This window comes from Mesorhizobium sp. KR2-14 (genome assembly GCF_040049255.1).
Lineage (GTDB): Bacteria > Pseudomonadota > Alphaproteobacteria > Rhizobiales > Rhizobiaceae > Pseudaminobacter.
On the sequence record NZ_JBDZDR010000002.1, the window covers coordinates 340,947 to 361,818 of the forward strand.

Consider the following 20,872-nt stretch of genomic DNA (forward strand, 5'->3'; position numbering starts at 1 on the left):
GTGTCCCCCCGGCCGCCTGCAAATTGCCCGGCCCTCGCGGCCGGGCTTTTTTTGTTCAGGCCAACCTTAGATCGCGGGAAGGTTCCGGGATGGGTCTGCCTAGATCACGCGCTGCCTCGATCCACGCCGCTATGGCATCCTGCACATTTGCAACCGCCTGCTCGGGCGTGTCGCCATCGCTCATGCAACCGGGCAAATCAGGCACTACGGCCGAAAAACCTCCACCGTCTTCGACAGACAAGGGCGCAACGATGATCGGATATTCGAGGCTAGCCGCCATGTCCCTGTACCTCATCGATGAACGCGACCAACATCCGAATATATACGGCTTTGATCGGGCGCCTGAAAGGGATGGTCAAAATACGCGAAACCGCTGGGTGGTACACTTTATAGTGCGAGCCGCCGGCTCGCGGAGGTTGGCATTCCACTCCCCCCTCACGGCAAACGGCTGCGACATCCTGGATCGACCAATTACCCTGCGGATTATGACGCATGTGCTCAAGGCGCTTGCTCATTACCGAGGCCGATACCGGTCCATTCCCTTGCTGAATTGCTCGAAGATCGTTTCGATGCTCTTCTGGTATTCGTCGCGCTGCCGGGCGCCGGTTTCGAACATCTGGCCGAACAACTCGTCATAGGAATTGCGCGGGCGGCCGCTGGGATTGGCTGGCGGTTCGGGTTCCGGCGCGGGCTGCGGTTGGGTCGACTGCGCGCCGGCGAACATCTGCTCGAGGAATTTGCCCCACGGATTGTCCATCGGCGCGCTTGCCGCCTGCCCGGGTTGCTGTGCTCCGCCAAACATGGCCTGGAGCATTTGCGCGAATGGATTGTCGGCAAGCCCGGTCGATTGTGGCTGCTGCGCTGGCGCTCCCGGCATGAAGCCGCCCTGCCGCGTCATCTGTTCCATGATTTGCCCAAGCGGATTGGCGCCGGCCGTGCTGCCGGGCTGGCCTTGGGCGGTGGTCTGCCTGAACATCCCGCCCATGATCATTGACGCGAGCACGGGCAGCATCTGCTTCAGCACTTCCTGGCTGACGCCGGAGACAGCCGCTGCATGGTCGGCGACGGCCCGGGAAAGCTCCTTGGAGCCGAACAGGTGCCCCAATATGCCGTTGCCCTCGGCCATTCCGGCCGGCGAAAAGGCATTGGACGGGTCGTCGAAATATTTGGCGTGCTGGCCGCTTGCCATGGCGTTGAGGAAGGCGCCCACGCCATAGGGGTCCGAGGTGTTCTGCTTCAGCGCTTGCGAAAAGGCCGGCAGCAGCGCCTCGACCGCGGCTTGCGTCTGCTGCATCGACAGGTTGAACTGCCGCGCCAGCGCCTCCATGCCTTTGCCGCTCTGGGCATTGGCCAGCATGTCGAACAAGGGAAGCATTGCCGTTCCTCCTCGAAAGCCGTTTTCGAGGAGAGCGTAGACCAAACCGCCCGGTCCGCATATGGGGTTGTTTGGAGCCGGCCAGGCCCGCGGTGGTCTCAGTAGGCGTATTCCAGAAACACCGGCTCGATCGAATCGCCCCAGCGGGTGTGATAGGCGTTGACCATTTCCTGCGCGCTGGTGGTGCCGCGCGCCACGACCTCGTCGAGCGTGGACAGGAAATTGGTTTCGTCGAAGCCGTCGCGGTTGAGGCGGTTGCGGTTCTTCAGGCCCTTGCGGGAAATGGCGAGCACCTCGCGCGCCACATCACGCAGCGTGGCGTTGCGGAAATTGGCCGCGATGCCCTCGGCCGGCACCGCATTGCGCATCGCCAGCACTTCCTCATAGGTCCAGTTTGCGGTCAACGCCTCGGCCGCGTCGAGCGCTTCCTCGTCGTAGAGCAGGCCGACCCAGAAGGCGGGCAGGGCGCAGATGCGCCGCCACGGGCCGCCGTCGGCGCCGCGCATTTCCAAAAACCGCTTCAGTCGCACGTCGGGGAAAAGCGTCGAAAGATGGTTGGCCCAGTCGCCGATGGTGGGCATGCCGTCGGTCACTTCATTGCGCGCCGCGCCGTTCATGAACTGGCGGAAGGTCATGTGCGTCATGTCGTGGTAGCGATCGTCGCGGATGACGAAATACATAGGCACGTCGAGCGCCCATTCGACGTAGTCGGCAAAGCCGAATTCGGGCGAGAAGCAGAAGGGCAGCAGGCCGGAGCGCTGGTTGTCGGTATCGGTCCAGATGTCGCCGCGCCAGCTTTGCAGGCCATTCGGCTTGCCGTCGGTGAAGGGCGAGTTGGCGAACAGGGCCGTGGAAAGCGGCTGCAGCTTCAGCGAAACCTGCATCTTGCGCCGCATGTCGGTCTCGGACGAGAAGTCGAGGTTAACCTGGATGGTGCAGGTGCGGTACATCATGTCCAGGCCCTTGCTGCCGACCTTCGGCATGTAGGCGGTCATGATCTCGTAGCGCGACTTGGGCATGCGCGGCGTTTCGGCAAGCGTCCATTTCGGGCTGCCGCCGAGGCCGAGGAAGCGGATGCCGAGCGGTTCGGCGATCTCGCGCAGCTGCGCCAGATGCGCATTGCCCTCGCGGCAGGTCTGGTGGATGGTTTCGACCGGCGCGCCGGAAAGCTCGAACTGGCCGCCCGGCTCCAGCGAGATCGCGCCCTGGCCGGTCGGCTCCACCAGCCCGATGATGCGGCCCTCGTCGAGGATAGGCTCCCAGCCCAGCGTGCGTTGCATGCCTTCGAGCAGCGCGCGGATGCCGCGGTCGCCGCCGTAAGGAACAGGCGCGTTGCCGTCGACATAGAACGGGAACTTCTCGTGCTCGGTGCCGACGCGCCACTTCTCGCGCGGCTTGTTGCCCTCGGCCAGATAGGCGACGAGTTCGTCCATGCCTTCGATCGGCCGAAAATCGGTGGTGTCGCGCGCCATAGTCTACCCTCTCGCCGGCCCAAAAAACGTGGGCGCTTGATGGACGCAATTGGATGTCGCGATCAAGCAAAAAATCCTGACACCATCATCATACAAATTGCACCTGCCGGACGGTCGCCGTCCTACCAATCGCCGATGGTGGCCTGCACCAGCGCCAACGCTGCCACGGCCGCCGTGTCGGCACGCAAGATGCGGGGGCCGAGCGGAATGGCGGTCACGAAGGGCAGGGCGTAGAGTTGCCTGCGCTCGTCTTCCGAGAAGCCGCCTTCGGGGCCGATGATCAGGGCAAGCTTGCGCTCGGGAATGGCCTGTAGCATGGCGAGCGGGTTGTTGGTCTGCGCGCTCTCGTCGCAGAAGATCAACCGCCGTTCCTTGTCCCAGCCGGCCAGCAGGGCCGAAAACTTCTGTGCCTCGCGCACCTCGGGCAAGGCAAGGATACCGCATTGTTCCGCCGCTTCCACGACATTTGCGCGCAGGCGCTCGATGCCGGGCTTGGCGATCTGCGTATGCTGGGTGACCACCGGCTGCAGCACGCCGGCTCCCATCTCGACGGCCTTCTGCACCAGATAGTCGAGCCGGCCCTGCTTCAAGGGCGCGAAGGAGTAGACGAGGTCGGGGTGAGCCGGCTGCGGCCGCGTTTGCTCGACCGCGCGCAGCCGCACGGACTTCTTCGTCCTGGCCTCGATTCGCGCCAGCCATTCGCCATCGCGGCCGTTGAAGATCAGGATTTCCGCGCCCTCGCTGAGGCGCAGCACGTGGGTGAGATAATGGCTCTGCTCCGGGCTCGCCTCGAAGGCGGCATCGGGGGCGAGGTCCTGCGGCACATATAGCCGCTGCATTTTGTAATTGGCGCGCATGGGCGGATGAATGCGGGAGAGGGCGGAGGAGGTCAAGCCTCTGGTGGAAATTGAAGAAAGCTGGGCATTTCAAATACCCCCACCCCTAACCCCTCCCCACAAGGGGGAGGGGAACTCTGCCGTACTACCTGCTGCGGCTAGCCTTCATTGTATTGGCGACGGTGGCGCCGAAAACGTCCCCCTCCCCCTTGTGGGGAGGGGTTAGGGGTGGGGGTATTTGGGCAGCCACGCTTACCGTCCGGCGCTCGGATGCCATGCCGAAATATAACCGGCACGCAGCGCGGCAATCGTGGTCGGCGGGGTGAGAAGTGCAAGATCGCCCGCTGGCCAGGTCGCCACGTCGCTGCCCGGCTCGTATCCCCCGAACTTCCATCGCAACATCCTGCCGCCCTTGATCGCAAATGCGTTGCCGCCTCGCGCCACCATGGCGCCGTCCGGCAGTGCGGCCAGTCCGGACCGGTCGAGGCCAATGCACTTTCCGGCAGATGCCAGCCGCTCTGCGTGCAGGCGTGCATCGATATCGCGAACCTTCGGCTCGTCGATGCCGAACGCCTCGCCGAAGCGGGTGGCAAAATCTTTCGCCCGCTCCCTACGGCAGAAGAAGCAGGGACGATGGCCGGCGGCCAGCGCGGTCACTTCGTCGAGGAAGAACAGCTCGGTCCAGCCGGCGTGGCCGCTCGGCCCGTTGCGGCCCATCACGTCGCGCCGGCGCCCGCCAAATTCGCAGTCGCAGATCAGCCATGCCCTGGTCGTCCAGCGCCGCTTGAGCAGGGTCTTGGTGTCTGGGTCGTGGATCACGCCGCGGTTGCCGGTGAACAGGCCTCGCGCTGCCACCGCATGGATGTCGCCGAAGGGGTCGACGCGGTTCTGCAGTGGCATATCCGATCTTTCTTTGAGGCCGATGCCCCACATGATAACCCTCGCAGCGGTTCTGTCATGCTGCAAAGGGCTTTTTCATGCGGGTGCTGGTCGTCCAGAACTATGACAATACCGGGCTTGGGCAGGTCGGCGCCGCGCTGGCCGAGGCCGGCGCCGAGGTCGACATCCGCAACGCGCATCTGGGCGACGCCTTGCCCGAGGACGCCGATGCACACCATGCCATCGTCGTGCTGGGCGGCGGGCAGAATGCGCTGGCCGACGACGAGTATCCTTACATTCCCGCACTTCTCGATCTCATGCGCGATTTCGAGGCGAGGGATCGCTCGATGCTCGGCATTTGCCTGGGCAGCCAGCTCATGGCGCGCGCCTTCGGCGGAGAAAACCTGATCGGCACCGCGACCGAGTTCGGCTGGCGGCAGGTGGCGGTCACGGACGAAGCGGCCGCGGACCCGGTGTTTGCAGCGCTGCCGAAGACTTTCTCGACCTTCCAATGGCATGACGACACCTTCACGCTGCCGGAAGGCGCGGTGCATCTGGCCACCAACGGGGTGACGCGCAACCAGGCCTTTCGCATCGGTCGCGCGGCCTATGGTTTCCAGTTCCATTTCGAGGCCGATCAGCGTCTGGTGCGCGATTGGAATGCGGCTTTTACCGAACTGCTGTGTAAGCGCCAGCCAGGCTGGCTCGAGCGCTTCGAGGACGAGGCGGCAACGCACGGCAGCCAGGCCGACGAGGTGGGGCTGGCGCTGGCGCGCGGCTGGGTCGCCACGATCTGAAGCGCGTCTCGCTTCTCGTCCGAATCCCGCTCGTTCACAATATTCGCCTGCCCAGCGACAAGGCTGGACGTCCGGCGCGCGGGCGCTATGTGTCAAAGTGGCATAAATGGCACGCCGCGAAACTTCCGTGCGAAGCGGCGATTGGGCAACTGGCGCATGGGGCGCAAAGCGCATAGAAGGGCGCAAATTTCATCGAATGCAGTGTGAACATTCGCAGGCACCCCCTGCGGAAAGCAACGCATTCGTAACAATTTTTCCGCAGATTAACGGGAAGCCGAAACCGAGATGACCGCCTTGAAAGCCGCGCTTCTGTCGTTCTCCATGCTCTCAGCAATCGTGATCTGTGGTCTTGGCATCTACGCCGCGGACGCCGCGAGCGACCACGCCGTGGTCGACGGCTACGGCGTTGTGGCCGACAGCCACTGATCCTTATCGCTGACCGACAGGAGCCGCTTGTCCGCGCCCTCTATGACGAGCGCGGTGAGTATGCCTGACCTGCACGCGAATGTGTCGACATTGACCCGGTTGGCCAGCACTTCCGGTTCGGCATGCGGCGTGTGGCCGTGCACGATTACCTTCGAATAAAGCCCCGGATGATTGAGAAATTCGCCGCGTATCCATAGCAGGTCGCGCGGGTCCTGGCGTTCGAGCGTTACGCCGGGGCGGACGCCTGCATGGCAGAAGAAGAAGTCGCCGAAGGCGACGGACGTGCCGAGGTTCCGCAGGAACGAGATATGGCTCTCCGGCACCGCACGTTTCAGCAGGGCGTGGCCGCGCGCAAGTTCGCCCGGATCATAAAAGCCGAGCGACACGCCGTAGGAGAGGGCGGTATTCTCGCCGCCGTTGTTGGCGAACAGCCCGTCCGGAGTGGGATAGGCCAGGAAATCGAGAAAGCCGGCTTCGTGGTTTCCTGCCAGCGCGATCATTCGCTGGTCGCGGCTGGTCGCCTCGATCAGCCTGTCGAGCACGCCTTTCGAATCCGGTCCGCGATCGACATAGTCGCCGAGATGAATGACCCGCCAGTCGCGGGGCGGCTCATTCGCAAGCTCGGCTTCAATGCGCGCATGCATCTCTTCGAGCAGGTCGAGCCGGCCATGGACGTCGCCGATGGCGTAGATGCGCATGCCAGCCGGGCCAGCCGCTTCCAGAAAATGAACGCCTTGCCCGACCATCGCCTCGCCTTTGCTCGCCTATGCTCCGGTCGCCGTCGGCCGATAGAGCATATCCGGTCCCACTTCGCTCAAGGTGCGCCTGCCGCAAAGCGCCAGGGTAATGTCCATCTCCTTGCGGATGATTTCCAGCGCCTTCGTCACCCCCGGCTTGCCGAGCGCGCCCAGTCCGTAGAGGAACGGCCTGCCGATATAGGTGCCCTTGGCGCCGAGGCAGAGCGCCTTCAGCACGTCCTGGCCCGAGCGGATGCCGCCGTCGATGTGGACTTCTATTCTGTCGCCCACCGCATCCACGATCTCCGGCAGGACCGAGATTGAGGACGGCGCGCCGTCAAGCTGGCGGCCACCATGGTTGGAGACGATGATGGCGTCGGCGCCAGTCTTGGCCGCCATGATCGCATCTTCCTTGTCGAGGATGCCTTTCAGGATCAGCTTGCCGCCCCAGCGCTCCTTGATCCATTCGACATCGCTCCATGACAGGCGCGGGTCGAACTGCTCCGTCGTCCAGGACGAAAGCGAGGCGAGGTCGTCCACACCCTTGGCATGGCCGACGATGTTGCCGAAGGTGCGGCGCTTGGTTCCCAGCATGCCGAGGCACCAGCGCGGGCGGGTCGCCATCTGGTAGATGTGCTTGGCGGTGAACTTCGGCGGAGCCGAGAGCTGGTTGCGAATGTCCTTGTGGCGCTGGCCGAGGATCTGCAGGTCGAGCGTCAGCACCAGCGCCGAGCAGCCCGCCGCCTTGGCCCGGTCGATGAGCGCCAGCACGAAATCCCGGTCGTCCATCACGTAGAGCTGGAACCAGAACGGCTTCTTCGTGTGCGCGGCGATATCCTCGATCGAGCAGATGCTCATGGTCGAGAGGGTGAATGGAACGCCGAACTCCTCGGCCGCCTGTGCGGCCAGGATTTCGCCGTCGGCGTGCTGCATGCCGGTAAGGCCGGTGGGCGACAGCGCCACGGGCATGGAAACCTTCTCGCCGATCATGGTGCTTTCCAGCGAGCGGTTGGTCATGTCCACCAGCACGCGCTGGCGGAACTTGATCTTGGAAAAGTCCGCCTCGTTGGCGCGATAGGTGCTTTCGGTCCAGGCGCCGGAATCCGCATAATCGAAGAACATCTTCGGCACACGCCGGCGGGCAAGGTTCTTCAGGTCGTTGATTTCGACTATCTCGGCCATACTTCTGTCTCTCGATTTCGGGCCTGCGACGACGATTGCGGCGCCAGCCTAGTTTAGGAGTGTTGTTGCTGTCTATTGGCGTGCCGGGCGCCGATGGGTGGGCCATCGACCATGCCGGCCAATACTTCGGCGATGTGGCGCACTTCGACCTGCGAACCTTGGCGTCTCAGCCTCCCGGCCATGTCCATCAGGCAGCCGAGATCGCCGGCCAGCAGCATGTCCGCGCCGGCGGCTTCTATATCGGCCGTCTTGCGGGTTGCCCTGCTCGCGGCAAGGGCAGGATGCGCGCCGGCGCAGCCGCCGAAACCGCAGCACGAGGTCGGGTCCCGCATTTCGGTCAGCCTGACACCCTCGACCGATTCGAGCAGCGCGCGTGGCTGCGCTCTCACGCCGAGATCGTTCAGGCCGGCGCAGGCGTCGTGGTAGGTGACGCTTGCCGCGAGGCGCGCCTGAACCGCGCGCATGCCCTGGACGTCTACGAGGAAGCTGGTCAGCTCGTGCACCTTGGACGCGAGTGTCGTGGCTCGCGCCTGCCATTCCGCGTCGCCCTCGAACAAGGCCGGGTAGTGGATGGCAAGCATGCCCGCGCAGGCGCCGGAAGGGGTGACGACATGGTCGAAGCCCTCGAATGCCTCGATGGTGTTTTGGGCCATCGCGCGCGCTTCCTCCCGGTCGCCGGATGAGTAGGCAGACCGGCCGCAGCAGGTCTGCGCCACCGGCACCTCAACAACACAGCCGGCTCCCTCCAGCAGCTTATGTGCGGCAAAGCCGATCGTTGGCCGAAAAAGATCGACCAGGCAGGTCACGAACAGGCCGACCCGGGGCGCTGCTGGTTGTCTTTGGCCGGGCAAGTTGCTTCTCGTCTCTATTCGTCGTTTGCGTCGGAGCGCAGGCGCAGCCGGAGCCTCGATACCCTTTGCCAGTCGCCGCTGCGTTCCGCCTCGGCCATGGAGCGCTCGACATAGGTGATGTGGTCCATGGCGGCCCTGCGTGCCGCCGCAGGACTGCCGCTCATCACCGCGGCATGGATGGCGCGGTGCTGGGCCAGAAGGTCTTCGCGCGCGCCCGGCAGAGTGAACACCAGCATGCGATTCTGGAAGACGCCTTCCGACAGCAGCCGATAGCAGGAGCGAAGCGTGTGCAAAAGGATGATGTTGTGCGCACACTCGCCGATCGCGTGGTGAAACTCGACGTCGATCTCGCCTTCTTCCTCGAAATTGCCTCGCTCATGTGCGGCTTCCATGCGAGCCATGATCTGGTCGAGCAGCGCGCGGTCGTCGGCGGTGGCGCGGCGCGCGGCATATTCGGCGGCCACGCCTTCAATCTCGCGGCGATATTCGAGATAGTCGGTAACGGCCTTGTGGTGCGAGCCGATAAGCTCCAGCATCGGCCTGGTGAAGACCTGGCCGATGACATCGGCGACATAGGTGCCGCCCCCGTGCCGGGTGACGATCAGCCCGCGGGCCTCGAGCGCTTTCAGGGCTTCGCGTAGAATGGGGCGCGACACATTGAACTGGCGCGCCAGTTCGCGCTCGCCCGGCAGCCGGTCGGATACGCGCAGGATGCCCTCGAGTATCAAGCCCTCGATCTGCTGCACCACTTCGTCGGCGGTGCGCGAATGCTCGATTTTTGAGAATAGCTCGCTCAAGCGACCGTTCCGTTGCGCCTTTGGTGCCGGTGACAATACCGATTTGGGGGCAAACTGGTCAATTTGTTTATCCAGTTTCCCGGAGAAAGGCACATGAATCCTGACGAAACGTTTTGAATCGCGCCCGGTTTACACGCTGTCGAATAAACTGGTAAAAGCTTTTGACCAGTTGGAATGAGGAGGAGCGGGATGTCGGGCCCGGTGATGCCTGAGCCAGATGCTGAAACGATCCGCCGGCGGGCGGAGATCGTCGCCGACATGCGCATAATCGTGCCGGGCGAAGGCGTGGTGGACACCGTCAACGAAATGCGGGTGTTCGAAAGCGATGGGTTGACCGCCTATCGGCAGCTTCCGCTGGTCGTCGTCCTGCCGGAGACCGTCGCGCAAGTGTCGCGGGTGCTGAAATATTGCAACGAGCGCAACATCCGCGTCGTGCCGCGTGGCGCCGGTACCTCGCTTTCCGGTGGCGCGTTGCCGCTGGAAGATGCGGTGCTGCTGGTGATGAGCCGGTTCAACCGCATTCTCGAGATCGACTACCCCAACCGCGCCGTGGTGGCGCAGCCGGGCGTTACCAATCTCGGCATTACCAACGCGGTCGAAGCGGAAGGCTTTTACTATGCGCCCGACCCTTCCTCGCAGATCGCCTGCTCGATCGGCGGCAATGTCGCCGAGAACTCGGGCGGCGTGCACTGCCTGAAATACGGGCTCACCGCCAACAACGTTCTGGGCATCGAAATGGTGCTGATGGACGGCGAGGTGGTTCGTCTCGGCGGCAAGCATCTGGACGCCGAGGGCTACGACCTGCTCGGCGTCATGACCGGCTCGGAAGGGCTGCTCGGCGTGGTCACCGAGGTCACGGTGCGCATCCTCAAGAAGCCCGAGACTGCGCGCGCGCTGCTGATCGGCTTTCCGACCAGCGAGCAGGCCGGCCAGTGCGTGGCCGATATCATCGGCGCCGGCATCATTCCCGGCGGCATGGAAATGATGGACCGGCCGGCGATCCACGCTGCCGAGGATTTCGTCCATGCCGGCTATCCACTCGAATGCGAGGCGCTGCTGATCGTGGAACTGGATGGGCCGGGCGTGGAGGTCGACCATCTGATCGACCGCGTGGAAGCCATTGCGCTGCAGAACGGTTCGACCACCTGCCGCATCTCGCAGTCCGAACAGGAGCGGTTGACCTTCTGGGCCGGCCGCAAGGCGGCGTTTCCGGCCGTGGGCCGGATTTCGCCCGACTATTACTGCATGGATGGCACCATTCCGCGCAAGGAACTGCCCAAGGTGCTGGCCGGCATGCGCGAATTGTCGGAAAAGTACGGCCTGGGCGTTGCCAATGTCTTCCATGCGGGCGACGGCAATTTGCACCCACTGATCCTCTACGACGCGAATGTTCCGGGTGAATTGCAAAAGGCCGAAGAGTTCGGCGCCGACATATTGCGGCTGTGCGTGCGGGTCGGCGGGGTGCTGACGGGCGAGCATGGCGTGGGCGTGGAAAAGCGCGACCTGATGCCGGAGATGTTCAACCAGATCGACCTCGACCAGCAGATGCGCGTCAAATGCGCCTTCGACCCCAATCATCTGCTCAATCCGGGCAAGGTGTTTCCGCAATTGCGGCGCTGTGCGGAGCTTGGGCGCATGCATATTCATGGCGGCAAGCTGCCGTTCCCCGACATTCCGAGGTTCTGAAATGTCCGGTCTGGCCAACAGCTTCGCCCCCACCACCGCAGACGAAGTCCGTTCCGCCGTCGAATGGGCGCTGTCGCATGAATCGCCGCTCGAAATCGTCGGCCATGGCTCCAAGCGTTCCATCGGCAGGCCGGTGCAGGCGGCGCACAGGCTCGATCTTTCCGGGCTCTCCGGCGTCACGCTTTATGAGCCGGAAGAACTGGTGCTATCGGCCAGGGCAGGTACGCCGCTTGCCGAGATCGAGGCGCTGCTTGCCGAGCATGGGCAGCAACTTGCCTTCGAGCCGATGGATTACGGCCCGCTGCTGGGCCAGCCTGCCGGGCGCGGCACCATCGGAGGGGTGCTGGCGGCCAATCTTTCCGGCCCGCGCCGGCTGAAGGCGGGTGCCGCGCGCGACCACATCCTCGGCATCAGCGCCGTTTCCGGCCGCGCCGAGGCGTTCAAATCCGGCGGCCGCGTGGTGAAGAACGTCACCGGCTACGACCTGTCGAAAGGCATGGCCGGGTCGTGGGGCACGCTGGCTGTTCTGACCGACGTGACGTTCAAGGTTTTGCCCGCCGCTGAGGGCGAGGTGACGCTGGCCCTGCGCGGCCTGCTGGACGAGGACGCGACGGCGGCCATGGCCCTGGCGCTGGGCTCAAGCGCCGAGGTGTCGAGTGCCGCGCACCTGCCGGAAAACCTTTCTCGCACCGTGGCCGGCGGCCAGCTGGCGGGCGAGGCGGCTACGCTGCTGCGGGTCGAAGGGTTCGGCCCGTCAGTCGCGTACCGGGTGGAGCACGTGAAACGGCTTCTCGGCAAGGCTGGCCGCATCGACGAGATCGCGGGCGACGCATCCGGGGCGATATGGCGCGGCATTCGCGACTGCGAGCCCTTTGCCGACGGCACCGAAAGGCCGGTCTGGCGCATTTCCATGGCGCCGTCCGAGGCACACCGCATGGTGCTGGGCCTGCGCATGGAGGCGGCTGCCGATGCGTTCTACGATTGGCAGGGTGGCCTCGTCTGGCTGCGGCTGGAAGCCGACCCGGAAGCGCCATTGGTGCGGCATCTGGTGCGCAAACATGGCGGCGGCCATGCCACGCTGGTGCGCGCGGGCCATGCGCAGCGCGCCGCGCTGCCGGTGTTCGAGCCGCAACCGCCGGCGCTCGCCGCGCTTTCGGCGCGGCTGAAGAGGGAATTCGACCCCAAGTGCATTCTCAATCCCGGCCGTATGGCGCCAGTCGAACGCTCTGCTAACCTTGGTGTGGCAGGCTGAAGCTTTCTGAAACAAGCACCCGGAGGGGATTGATGAGCGATATCGACAATGGACCGACCGCACCGCGCCAGACCGATCGCTGGCTGGAGCCCGGCCCGACCAACGCGCAGGTCGTCTACATTCTCTATCTCGCCGGACTGGTTGTCGGCATCACCGGCCTGATCGGCCTGGTGCTGGCCTATATCAACCGCGGCAAGGCGGAGCCGTGGGTGGCGACACATTACACCTGGGCAATACGCACCTTCTGGATCGGGCTGCTCTATGGGCTGATCTCCTGCGTGCTCATCTTCATGGTGATCGGCGTGTTCCTGCTGTTTGCCGTGGTCGTCTGGTTCATCGCGCGCTGCATCATCGGCCTGCAGGCAGCGGGGCGTGGCGAGCCGATCAAGAACCCGAACGGCTGGTTCATCTAGGACTTACAGGAACAGTCTCGCCATGCAGACCAATTTCACGCCCGCCCAGCTTGCCGACCCGCATGTCGCGGAATCGGAGAAGATCCTGCGCAAATGCGTGCATTGCGGATTCTGCACGGCGACCTGCCCGACCTATGTGACGCTCGGCAACGAGCTGGATTCGCCGCGCGGCAGGATCTACCTGATCAAGGACATGCTTGAGAACGGCCGCCCCGCCGACCGCGAAACCGTCACCCATATCGACCGCTGCCTGTCGTGCCTGGCGTGCATGACCACGTGCCCGTCGGGCGTTAACTACATGCATCTGGTCGACCATGCCCGGGCTCATATCGAGCAGACCTACAGGCGTCCGTTCGCCGACCGGGCGATCCGTGCGTTGCTTGCCTTCGTGCTGCCTTATCCGTCGCGGTTCCGCGCGGCGCTGAAGCTGGCGAAGTTTGGCCGGCCGTTTTCCGGCCTGTTCGAGGCCACGCCGGCCTTGCGCCCATTGGCGACCATGCTCAAGCTCGCGCCATCCTCGGTTCCGCCGGTCTCGCCCATGGCGTCGCCCGGCCGCCATGCGCCGGCAGGCGCAAGGCGCGGCCGGGTCGCCATCCTAACCGGCTGCGCGCAGCCGGTGCTCGACCCCGGCATCAACGAAGCCACCATCTCGCTTCTGACCCGCCTCGGCGTCGAGGTCGTGGTGCCGCAGGGCGAGGGCTGCTGCGGCGCGCTGGTGCACCATATGGGGCGCGAGGAGCAGGCGCTTGCCTCGGCGCGCAAGAATGTCGATGCCTGGACGAAGCTCGCCGATCAGGGCGGCCTCGATGCCATCATCGTCACCGCCTCGGGCTGCGGCACGACGATCAAGGACTATGGCTTCATGCTGCGCCTCGACCCCGCCTATGCCGAAAAGGCGGCGCGGGTTTCGGCGCTGGCCCGGGACGTCACCGAATATCTGGTCACGCTCGAACTGCCGGAGCCGGTCATAGCGCCAGGGCTGGCGGTCGCCTACCATTCGGCCTGTTCCATGCAGCACGGCCAGAAGATCACGCGCGAGCCGAAGGAACTGCTGGCGCGCGCCGGCTTCGTGGTGAAGGAACCGCGCGAAGGGCATCTGTGCTGCGGTTCGGCCGGGACCTACAACATCATGCAGCCGGAGATTTCGGCTAAACTGCGCGACCGCAAGGTGAAGAACATCGAGGCGACCGGTGCGGCAATCGTCGCCACGGGCAATATCGGCTGCATCACCCAGATTGCGTCCACGGCCAGTATGCCGGTGGTACACACGGTCAAGCTGCTCGACTGGGCCTATGGCGGCCCGAAGCCGGCCGGCGTGCCGGCGCGCAAGGTGCTGGCGGCGGCGGAGTAAGCGCACTTCGACTTGGGATGAACGGGAGGCTCAGCCTTGCAGCCTGGCAGGCTTCGCCTACCATTTACCTGATCTAGGTTCTGGGAGGACGCCGATGAGCGAAACCCGCACGACGGACTTGGTCAGGTCCCTGCTGGATGCCTATGCGGCTTCGGATCGAGACGCGGCGGAGCGGCTGATCGCAGCAGACTTCCATTTTACGAGCCCGTTGGATAACCGGCTGGACCGTGCAAGCTACTTCAGCATTTGCTGGCCCAGCAGCAAGATCATCGAAGGCTACGATATAGAGCATTTTCTGGCCGCGGAGGACAAGGTGGCCGTCACATATGTGGCCCGCTTCCGGTCCGGGAAGAGCGTCAGAAACACCGAAGTCATGACCTGCCGGGACGGCCAGATCGTCGAGGTCGAGGTCTATTTCGGCTGGTCGGTTCCTCATGACGTCTCACCGGGAACGCATGCCGACCCGGCTTGAACGCCTGCCGGCACGTCCGGGAAGGGCGTGCCAGCCTCACATTCAGTACGACACGCGTGTTCTACTCCGCCGCGATCCTGTCCGCAGCGCCGTAAGTCGCCTCATAGAGCGCGCGCTGGCGGTTCAGCGCCACCATGGTGTTGCGCAGCAGGATCGAAACCGTCACCGGGCCGACGCCGCCGGGAACCGGCGTGATCCAGGAGGCGACTTCCTTGACGCTGTCCGTGTCGACATCGCCGACGATGCGCGTCGAGCCATCCGGCAGCGTTTCGGAATTGATGCCGATGTCGATCACGGCCGCGCCGGGCTTGACCATGTCGGCCTTGATCAGGCGCGGCTTGCCGACCGCCACGAACAGGGCGTCGGCGCGGCGCGCATGGGCGGCGACCGAGCGCGTCATGTGGTGGCAGACCGTCACCGTCGCCCCTTCGCTCATCAGCAGGAAGGCGATCGGCTTGCCGACGATCTCGGAGTGGCCGACGACGACGACTTCCAGCCCCTTCAGGTCCAGCCCGGTCTCCTTCAGCAGTTCCACCGAAGCCGCGGCCGTGCAGGGGGCGAGGTCGAGCTGGTTGTAGACGATATTGCCGATCGAGGACGGGTGCATGCCTTCCACGTCCTTGAGGGGGTGGATGGCCGCCTGGATCGCCTTAATCGGGATGTGCGCCGGAACGGGACGCTGGATGATGATGCCGGTGACGCGCGGATCGGCGTTCATGCCGTGGATCGCGGCCTCGAGCTCGCCCGCCGTCGTTTCGGCAGGCAGGCGGCGCTCCTCGAAATCGATGCCGGCCTGCTGGGCCTTGGCGCGCTGGTTGCGAACGTAGACGTCCACGGCCGCAACGTCGCCCACGGTGATCGACACCAGCTTCGGGGGAAAGCCTTCCTCCTTTGCCTTTTCGGCTGCGGCGCGCACTTCGGCCATGATGCGGGCGGCGACCGGCGCACCTTTCAGATAGCGGGTGTCATTGACGGGCATTGCGTTCTCCTTCGCCAGGGGCGTGGCAGGTGGTCAAGAAACGCCGGAAGGCGGCAGCTCGCCGGCAGACCCGACGAGCGCGCGCGCTCCTTAGCACAATTTCCGATATCGTCCTTGCTTTTGCGCCGGGACGACATTGGAAAAAGCGACGCACCCAAATTACCGTAAAGAATAATAGTTTCAAGAAAGGAAAGAGCGGCGAGGCGTTCCCCGCGCCGCTCCTTGCCGATGTGGGGCCGCCCAGCCGGACTAGCTGACGATCACCGTCGCGCCGACCTTCACGCGCTCGTAGAGGTCGATGACGTCTTCGTTGCGCATGCGGATGCAGCCGGAGGAAACCGCCCCGCCAATGGTCCAGGGCTGGTTGGTGCCATGGATGCGATAGAGCGTGGAGCCGAGATACATGGCGCGAGCGCCGAGCGGATTGTCCGGGCCGCCCTCCATGTAGGAGGGCAAGCTGCGTCCCTTGGCGCGCTCGCGGGCGATCATCTGCGACGGCGGGCGCCAGTCCGGCCACTCCCGCTTCTGGGTGACCTTGTGGGTGCCAGCCCATTCGAAGCCGGGCTTGCCGGTGCCGACGCCATACCGGCGCGCCTGGCCTCCCGCCTCGACGAGATAGAGGAAGTTCTGCTTCGTATCGATGACGATGGTGCCCGGCTTGTGCGAGCCTTCGTAGGAAACCTGCTGCGGCAGATACATCGGGTCGATCTCGCGCTTCGCCTTCTTCGCGGGCGCAGGCACGATAGCCGCGGTGCGCTGGAGGTCAGGTGTGGGCTGTCGCAGCGTGCGCGCCGGCTCGCCATAGCGATAGTCGAAGCGCGGCTCGGAGGAGTAGGGCTGAACCTGAACGCTGGCCGGCGCTGCCGGGCGGCCGATTTCCCGGCCCAGCACCTTTCCGGGAGCATAGCCAAGCTGAATGACCCAGGGCGCGGCAAGATCGGGACTGATCACCACCGGCGGGCGCGCCATGTAACGATCATTCGCCGCGGCCTGCGAAACCATGCCTGCGGCGAGCGCTACCGCTCCCGCGAGAACTAACTTTTTCATCGGACGTACTCTCAACTCGACCGCCGCGGGGCCAAATCCCCGCATCGCGCGGCATGCTGGACGCGCAGAAGAAACCAAGTCATGAATCGGAATGCGTAAGATGCGAATCTTCACTTAAACATTCCGGTGTGGTTACCGGCCGGTTCAGGAATCTGGTAAAAGCCGGGTAAAGCCCGTTGGTGTCGCCGTTAAAAATTGGGATTCGCTGTGGAAGTCGAGAAAACCGGCCTGATCGAGGGGCCAGACGGCGTCGTTCGCTGTTCTTGGCATGGCAACCTGCCAGACTATCTGCACTATCACGACCATGAGTGGGGGCGGCCGGTCGCGGACGACAGACGCCTATTCGAGAAGATCTGCCTGGAAGGGTTCCAGTCCGGCTTGTCGTGGCTGACTATCCTGCGCAAGCGCGAGGCTTTTCGCGAGGCGTTTGCGGATTTCCACTTCGAGCGCGTCGCCGAATTCACCGATGCCGATGTGGAGCGGATGCTTGGCAATGCCGGCATCGTGCGCCATCGCGGCAAGATCGTCTCCACCATCAACAATGCCAGGCGCGCCCGCGAGCTGGTTGCCGAAAAGGGATCGCTCGCCGCCTATTTCTGGTCGTTCGAGCCGGGACAGAGCGACCGGCCGGAGGTAGTCGACCTGGCGCACCTGCGCGCCAATCCGACAACGGCGGTCTCGACGCGGATCTCGAAGGACCTGAAGAAGCGCGGCTGGACATTCGTGGGCCCGACCACGGTCTATGCCTTCATGCAGGCCATGGGCCTGGTCAACGACCATATCGAAGGCTGCGCCTGCCGCGCCACGGTGGAGCAGGAGCGGGCTGCCTTCAGGCGGCCGGGGTGACGCAGTATCGCGCCGTCGCAACCCTTGCCGCTCCGTTTCACATAAGTTAGGACACCCGCGACTCCTGCAAATGGTAGCGCAATGCGTCCGCTCCATTCGGCAGGCTCCGCGCTTCACGAACGACAAGAGCGACACGACATGGCTGAAAAATCGGAAAAGATGAAAGCACGCTTGCCGCGTGGCTTTGTCGATCGCACGCCGGAGGACATCCGCGCCGTCGAGAAGATGATGGCGACGATCCGCGAGGTTTACGAGCTTTACGGTTTCGAGCCGGTCGACCAGCCGATGATCGAATACACCGACGCGCTGGGCAAATTCCTGCCCGATCAGGACCGCCCCAACGAGGGCGTGTTCTCGTTCCAGGACGATGACGACCAGTGGCTGTCGCTGCGCTACGACCTGACCGCGCCGATGGCGCGCTACGTGGCCGAGAATTTCGAGAAGCTGCCGAAACCCTATCGCAGCTATCGCTCGGGCTGGGTGTTCCGCAACGAGAAGCCGGGACCGGGCCGCTTCCGCCAGTTCATGCAGTTCGACGCCGATACGGTCGGAACGCCGGGTGTGGCGGCTGATGCCGAAATCACCATGATGATGGCCGACGTGATGGAAGCGCTGGGCATCAAGCGCGGCGACTATCTCGTGCGCGTCAACAACCGCAAGGTGCTCGACGGCGTGCTCGAGGTGATCGGCCTTGGTGGCGACGAGAATGCCGGCCGCCGGCTGGTGGTGCTGCGGGCCATCGATAAGCTGGACAAGTTCGGCGTCGAGGGCGTTCGCCAGCTTCTGGGCGCGGGCCGCAAGGACGAGAGCGGCGACTTCACCAAGGGCGCCGGGCTGGGCGAAGAAGCCATCGCCAAGGTGATCGCCTTCACCGAGGCGGGCTCCGCCGATGCGTCCGAAACCATTACCAACCTGCGCGCAATCGTTACCGGAAATGAGCGCGGCAGCGAAGGCGTGGAGGAATTGGCGCAGATCGCGGCGCTCATTGCCGCCGCCGGCTATGACGACGGCCGCGTGAAGATCGACCCTTCCGTGGTGCGCGGCCTCGAATATTACACCGGCCCCGTCTACGAGGCCGAACTGCTTGCCGAAATCCCCAACGACGAGGGGCAGATCGTGCGCTTTGGCTCGGTTGGCGGCGGCGGGCGCTATGACGGCCTCGTGTCGCGCTTCCGTGGCGAGCCGGTGCCGGCGACCGGCTTTTCTATCGGCGTATCTCGCCTGATGACGGCACTGAAGAACCTCGGCAAGCTCGACACGTCGGACGTGATCGCGCCGGTGGTGGTGCTGGTCATGGACAAGGACACCGAGAGCCTCGGCCGCTACCAGAAGATGGTTTCGTCGCTTCGCCAGGCCGGCATCCGCGCCGAGCTCTATCTCGGCGGTGCCGGCATGAAGGCGCAGCTCAAATACGCCGACCGCCGCGGCAGCCCTGTCGCCATCATCCAGGGTGGCGACGAGCGCGCCAGGGGCGAGGTGCAGATCAAGGATCTCATCGAGGGAGCGCGGATGTCGGCAGAGATTTCCGACAACGCCGAATGGCGCGCCGCGCGGCCGGCTCAGGTTACCGTTGCCGAAGCCGACCTCGTGGCGGAGGTGAAGAAGGTTCTGGCGGCGCAGGCCGAGGATCGCGCGAAGGGGTGATGCCAACGTGAACTCCCGCTATCCGACCAGCGCGCCCGATATACTGAAGCTGTTTGCGGCCAAGGAGGCCGATCGCGTCGAAGTGGCGGTTCTGCAGCCGGCGGACCCCTTTCTCGACATGGCGGGCGAGGACCTGCGCCGACGCATCTTCCTCACCGAAAGCGAAACCGGCGAGTCGCTGTGCCTGCGGCCGGAGTTCACCATTCCGGTCTGTATCGACCACATCCGCAGCCAGTCCGGCACGCCGCGCCGCTATTGCTATCTCGGCGAAGTGTTCCGCCAGCGCCGCGACGGCAGCAGCGAATTCTTCCAGGCCGGCATCGAGGATTTGGGCGACATGGACACCGCCCGCGCCGATGCACGGTCGATCGCCGATGCCTATGCGCTGCTGGAGTTGGCGCTGCCGGAGACCCCACTTTCGGTGGTCATGGGCGATCATTCGGTATTCGAGGCGGTGCTGGCGGCGCTCGGCCTGCCGCGCGGATGGCGCCTGCGCCTCGCCCGCGCCTTCGGTTCGGCCGAGATGCTGGCAGCGGCGCTTTCTGACCTAGCCACCCCGCCGCGCAACGGGGCGCTGGCCGAGCCGGTCGTGTCACTGGTGGCGGATGGCGATTTCGAGGGGCTTTCGACCCATATCGCACGCGGCATGGAGGAGGCAGGCCTTTCGCCTTCGGCCGGGCGCACGCCTGGCGACATTGCCCGCCGGCTGATCGAAAAGGCGGAACTGCGCAGCGTGCGCCTCTCCAACGAGGCTTTCGACGCGCTGAAGACGTTCCTCGCGATCAATGTGCCGATTGCGGAAGCGACCGATGCCCTGCGCCAATTCGCAGCCGACGCCTCGCTGACGCTCGGGGCGGCGCTGGATAAGTTCACGGCCCGCGCCGAGGCGCTCGAAAGCCACGGCCTGCCGGCCGATGTGGTTCGCTACGACGCGGCCTTCGGGCGCCCGCTGGACTACTACACCGGTATGGCCTTCGAGATTGCGGTGCGCGACGACGGGCGGCCGCTGGTCGGCGGCGGTCGTTACGACCGACTGCTGACGCTGCTCGGCGCCAAGGAAGCGATCCCCGGCGTAGGCTTCTCCGTGTGGCTCGATCGCATCGAACAGTTGCGGAAGGGCTCGCAATGACCATCACGCTGGCCATCCCGTCGAAGGGACGACTGAAGGAGCAAGCGCTGGAAGTGCTTGCCCGGTCCGGGCTTGCCGTCAGCCTGCCGGAGGACGACCGCAAATACCGCGCCCGAATCGAGGGGCGCGACGACATCGAGGTCGCCTTCCTGTCGGCGTCGGAAATAGCCGGCGAGATCGGGCAGGGATCGGTGGATCTTGGCATAACCGGCGAGGATCTTCTGCGCGAAAACCTGGCCGATTGGGAAAGCCGTGCCGAGATCGTGGCGCGGCTTGGTTTCGGCCACGCCGATGTGGTGGTGGCGGTGCCCGAGGTCTGGCTCGACGTTGACACCATGACCGATCTCGACGACGTCGCGGCGGATTTCCGCCAGCGCCATGGGCGCCGCCTTCGGATCGCGACAAAGTACTGGCGGCTGACGCAGCAGTTCTTCTCTCAGAAGCACGGCATCCAGGTCTATCGCATCGTGGAAAGCCTCGGCGCGACCGAGGGTGCGCCGGCCGCCGGCTCGGCCGACGTGATCGTGGACATCACCACCACCGGCTCCACGCTGCGCGCCAACCACCTGAAGATCCTGAACGACGGCGTCATCCTGCGCTCGCAGGCGTGCCTCGTCGCCTCGCGCAAGTCGCGCAGCGTCAATGACGAAGGCGCGCTGGTATCGATCGCGGAGGCGGTAGCGGCAGCTACGCGCTGACCC

General features: G+C 64.7%; 22 protein-coding genes. 11 read left to right on the forward strand and 11 right to left on the reverse strand.

What is annotated here, in order from left to right:
- Positions 1-55: 55 nt before the first annotated feature.
- The 5 genes from ABLE86_RS06110 to ABLE86_RS06130 all read right to left on the reverse strand — a co-directional run bounded on the left by ABLE86_RS06110 (position 56) and on the right by ABLE86_RS06130 (position 4,583).
- A complete protein-coding gene (locus ABLE86_RS06110) occupies positions 56-295 on the reverse strand; it encodes a type II toxin-antitoxin system HicB family antitoxin (protein WP_348778041.1) in 240 nt (79 codons plus the stop codon).
- Between the two features lie 219 nt (positions 296-514).
- The gene (locus tag ABLE86_RS06115; RefSeq protein ID WP_348778042.1) at positions 515-1,375 is read right to left on the reverse strand and encodes a DUF937 domain-containing protein; all 861 of its coding nucleotides are present in this window, start codon (positions 1,373-1,375) and stop codon (positions 515-517) included.
- A gap of 98 nt (positions 1,376-1,473) precedes the next feature.
- Entirely contained in the window at positions 1,474-2,847 is a 1,374-nt protein-coding gene (locus ABLE86_RS06120) for a glutamate--cysteine ligase (protein ID WP_348778043.1), read from the reverse strand.
- 122 nt (positions 2,848-2,969) lie between these two features.
- Positions 2,970-3,704 carry a 16S rRNA (uracil(1498)-N(3))-methyltransferase gene (locus ABLE86_RS06125; protein WP_348778044.1) on the reverse strand — a complete coding sequence of 245 codons (735 nt, stop codon included), beginning with the start codon at positions 3,702-3,704 and terminating at the stop codon, positions 2,970-2,972.
- Between the two features lie 231 nt (positions 3,705-3,935).
- On the reverse strand, positions 3,936-4,583 hold the full coding sequence (locus ABLE86_RS06130; RefSeq protein WP_348778045.1) for a hypothetical protein: 648 nt from the start codon (positions 4,581-4,583) through the stop codon (positions 3,936-3,938).
- Positions 4,584-4,660: 77 nt separating this feature from the next.
- On the opposite strand from ABLE86_RS06130, the gene ABLE86_RS06135 reads away from it, so the two are divergent.
- Complete coding sequence (locus ABLE86_RS06135; RefSeq protein ID WP_348778046.1) at positions 4,661-5,359, forward strand: type 1 glutamine amidotransferase; 699 nt, start codon at positions 4,661-4,663, stop codon at positions 5,357-5,359.
- Positions 5,360-5,644: 285 nt separating this feature from the next.
- Complete coding sequence (locus tag ABLE86_RS06140) at positions 5,645-5,785, forward strand: hypothetical protein (RefSeq protein ID WP_348778047.1); 141 nt, start codon at positions 5,645-5,647, stop codon at positions 5,783-5,785.
- Here the strand turns inward: ABLE86_RS06140 and ABLE86_RS06145 are convergent.
- From ABLE86_RS06145 to ABLE86_RS06160, 4 genes are read right to left on the reverse strand one after another with little or no spacing between them, the layout of a single operon-like run.
- On the reverse strand, positions 5,758-6,531 hold the full coding sequence (locus ABLE86_RS06145) for a metallophosphoesterase family protein (protein WP_348778048.1): 774 nt from the start codon (positions 6,529-6,531) through the stop codon (positions 5,758-5,760). The two genes, ABLE86_RS06140 and ABLE86_RS06145, sit on opposite strands and share 28 nt — an antisense overlap.
- An 18-nt stretch (positions 6,532-6,549) precedes the next feature.
- Entirely contained in the window at positions 6,550-7,704 is a 1,155-nt protein-coding gene (locus ABLE86_RS06150; RefSeq protein WP_348778049.1) for an alpha-hydroxy acid oxidase, read from the reverse strand.
- 53 nt (positions 7,705-7,757) lie between these two features.
- Entirely contained in the window at positions 7,758-8,555 is a 798-nt protein-coding gene (locus tag ABLE86_RS06155; protein ID WP_348778050.1) for a (Fe-S)-binding protein, read from the reverse strand.
- Positions 8,556-8,569: 14 nt separating this feature from the next.
- Positions 8,570-9,352 carry an FCD domain-containing protein gene (locus ABLE86_RS06160; protein WP_348778051.1) on the reverse strand — a complete coding sequence of 261 codons (783 nt, stop codon included), beginning with the start codon at positions 9,350-9,352 and terminating at the stop codon, positions 8,570-8,572.
- 189 nt (positions 9,353-9,541) lie between these two features.
- Between ABLE86_RS06160 and ABLE86_RS06165 the strand changes: the two genes are divergently transcribed.
- From ABLE86_RS06165 to ABLE86_RS06185, 5 genes are all read left to right on the forward strand, one after another.
- The gene (locus tag ABLE86_RS06165; protein ID WP_348778052.1) at positions 9,542-11,038 is read left to right on the forward strand and encodes an FAD-linked oxidase C-terminal domain-containing protein; all 1,497 of its coding nucleotides are present in this window, start codon (positions 9,542-9,544) and stop codon (positions 11,036-11,038) included.
- A 1-nt stretch (position 11,039) separates the two neighbouring features.
- On the forward strand, positions 11,040-12,290 hold the full coding sequence (gene glcE / locus ABLE86_RS06170) for a glycolate oxidase subunit GlcE (protein ID WP_348778053.1): 1,251 nt from the start codon (positions 11,040-11,042) through the stop codon (positions 12,288-12,290).
- 32 nt (positions 12,291-12,322) lie between these two features.
- Complete coding sequence (locus ABLE86_RS06175) at positions 12,323-12,703, forward strand: DUF4870 domain-containing protein (protein WP_348778054.1); 381 nt, start codon at positions 12,323-12,325, stop codon at positions 12,701-12,703.
- Positions 12,704-12,725: 22 nt separating this feature from the next.
- Positions 12,726-14,054, forward strand: a complete 1,329-nt coding sequence (glcF, locus tag ABLE86_RS06180; RefSeq protein ID WP_348778055.1) for a glycolate oxidase subunit GlcF — start codon at positions 12,726-12,728, stop codon at positions 14,052-14,054.
- A gap of 94 nt (positions 14,055-14,148) precedes the next feature.
- Positions 14,149-14,526 (forward strand): nuclear transport factor 2 family protein, encoded by a 378-nt coding sequence (locus ABLE86_RS06185; RefSeq protein ID WP_348778056.1) that lies wholly within the window; start codon positions 14,149-14,151, stop codon positions 14,524-14,526.
- 61 nt (positions 14,527-14,587) lie between these two features.
- Here the strand turns inward: ABLE86_RS06185 and ABLE86_RS06190 are convergent, their stop codons facing one another.
- Positions 14,588-15,505: a bifunctional 5,10-methylenetetrahydrofolate dehydrogenase/5,10-methenyltetrahydrofolate cyclohydrolase gene (locus ABLE86_RS06190; protein WP_348778057.1), complete on the reverse strand. Its 918-nt coding sequence runs from the start codon at positions 15,503-15,505 to the stop codon at positions 14,588-14,590.
- A gap of 249 nt (positions 15,506-15,754) precedes the next feature.
- Positions 15,755-16,552 (reverse strand): L,D-transpeptidase, encoded by a 798-nt coding sequence (locus ABLE86_RS06195; RefSeq protein WP_348778058.1) that lies wholly within the window; start codon positions 16,550-16,552, stop codon positions 15,755-15,757.
- Positions 16,553-16,759: 207 nt separating this feature from the next.
- Between ABLE86_RS06195 and ABLE86_RS06200 the strand changes: the two genes are divergently transcribed.
- From ABLE86_RS06200 to hisG, 4 genes are all read left to right on the forward strand, one after another.
- Positions 16,760-17,398, forward strand: a complete 639-nt coding sequence (locus tag ABLE86_RS06200) for a DNA-3-methyladenine glycosylase I (RefSeq protein WP_348778059.1) — start codon at positions 16,760-16,762, stop codon at positions 17,396-17,398.
- Positions 17,399-17,536: 138 nt separating this feature from the next.
- Positions 17,537-19,042, forward strand: a complete 1,506-nt coding sequence (gene hisS, locus ABLE86_RS06205; protein WP_348778060.1) for a histidine--tRNA ligase — start codon at positions 17,537-17,539, stop codon at positions 19,040-19,042.
- A gap of 7 nt (positions 19,043-19,049) precedes the next feature.
- Positions 19,050-20,171 (forward strand): ATP phosphoribosyltransferase regulatory subunit, encoded by a 1,122-nt coding sequence (locus tag ABLE86_RS06210; RefSeq protein WP_348778061.1) that lies wholly within the window; start codon positions 19,050-19,052, stop codon positions 20,169-20,171.
- Complete coding sequence (gene hisG / locus ABLE86_RS06215) at positions 20,168-20,869, forward strand: ATP phosphoribosyltransferase (RefSeq protein WP_348778062.1); 702 nt, start codon at positions 20,168-20,170, stop codon at positions 20,867-20,869. Before ABLE86_RS06210 ends, hisG begins: the two co-directional genes overlap by 4 nt.
- The last annotated feature ends 3 nt before the right edge of the window (positions 20,870-20,872 follow it).

Excerpts from the sequence above, each read along its gene's own strand:
- ABLE86_RS06110 (WP_348778041.1), bottom strand. The coding sequence starts at position 295 with ATGAGGTACAGGGACATGGCGGCTAGCCTCGAATATCCGATCATCGTT.
- ABLE86_RS06115 (WP_348778042.1), bottom strand. The coding sequence starts at position 1,375 with ATGCTTCCCTTGTTCGACATGCTGGCCAATGCCCAGAGCGGCAAAGGC.
- ABLE86_RS06120 (WP_348778043.1), bottom strand. The coding sequence starts at position 2,847 with ATGGCGCGCGACACCACCGATTTTCGGCCGATCGAAGGCATGGACGAA.
- ABLE86_RS06125 (WP_348778044.1), bottom strand. The coding sequence starts at position 3,704 with ATGCGCGCCAATTACAAAATGCAGCGGCTATATGTGCCGCAGGACCTC.
- ABLE86_RS06130 (WP_348778045.1), bottom strand. The coding sequence starts at position 4,583 with ATGCCACTGCAGAACCGCGTCGACCCCTTCGGCGACATCCATGCGGTG.
- ABLE86_RS06135 (WP_348778046.1), top strand. The coding sequence starts at position 4,661 with ATGCGGGTGCTGGTCGTCCAGAACTATGACAATACCGGGCTTGGGCAG.
- ABLE86_RS06140 (WP_348778047.1), top strand. The coding sequence starts at position 5,645 with ATGACCGCCTTGAAAGCCGCGCTTCTGTCGTTCTCCATGCTCTCAGCA.
- ABLE86_RS06145 (WP_348778048.1), bottom strand. The coding sequence starts at position 6,531 with ATGGTCGGGCAAGGCGTTCATTTTCTGGAAGCGGCTGGCCCGGCTGGC.
- ABLE86_RS06150 (WP_348778049.1), bottom strand. The coding sequence starts at position 7,704 with ATGGCCGAGATAGTCGAAATCAACGACCTGAAGAACCTTGCCCGCCGG.
- ABLE86_RS06165 (WP_348778052.1), top strand. The coding sequence starts at position 9,542 with ATGTCGGGCCCGGTGATGCCTGAGCCAGATGCTGAAACGATCCGCCGG.
- glcE (WP_348778053.1), top strand. The coding sequence starts at position 11,040 with ATGTCCGGTCTGGCCAACAGCTTCGCCCCCACCACCGCAGACGAAGTC.
- ABLE86_RS06175 (WP_348778054.1), top strand. The coding sequence starts at position 12,323 with ATGAGCGATATCGACAATGGACCGACCGCACCGCGCCAGACCGATCGC.
- glcF (WP_348778055.1), top strand. The coding sequence starts at position 12,726 with ATGCAGACCAATTTCACGCCCGCCCAGCTTGCCGACCCGCATGTCGCG.
- ABLE86_RS06185 (WP_348778056.1), top strand. The coding sequence starts at position 14,149 with ATGAGCGAAACCCGCACGACGGACTTGGTCAGGTCCCTGCTGGATGCC.
- ABLE86_RS06190 (WP_348778057.1), bottom strand. The coding sequence starts at position 15,505 with ATGCCCGTCAATGACACCCGCTATCTGAAAGGTGCGCCGGTCGCCGCC.
- ABLE86_RS06195 (WP_348778058.1), bottom strand. The coding sequence starts at position 16,552 with ATGAAAAAGTTAGTTCTCGCGGGAGCGGTAGCGCTCGCCGCAGGCATG.
- hisS (WP_348778060.1), top strand. The coding sequence starts at position 17,537 with ATGGCTGAAAAATCGGAAAAGATGAAAGCACGCTTGCCGCGTGGCTTT.
- hisG (WP_348778062.1), top strand. The coding sequence starts at position 20,168 with ATGACCATCACGCTGGCCATCCCGTCGAAGGGACGACTGAAGGAGCAA.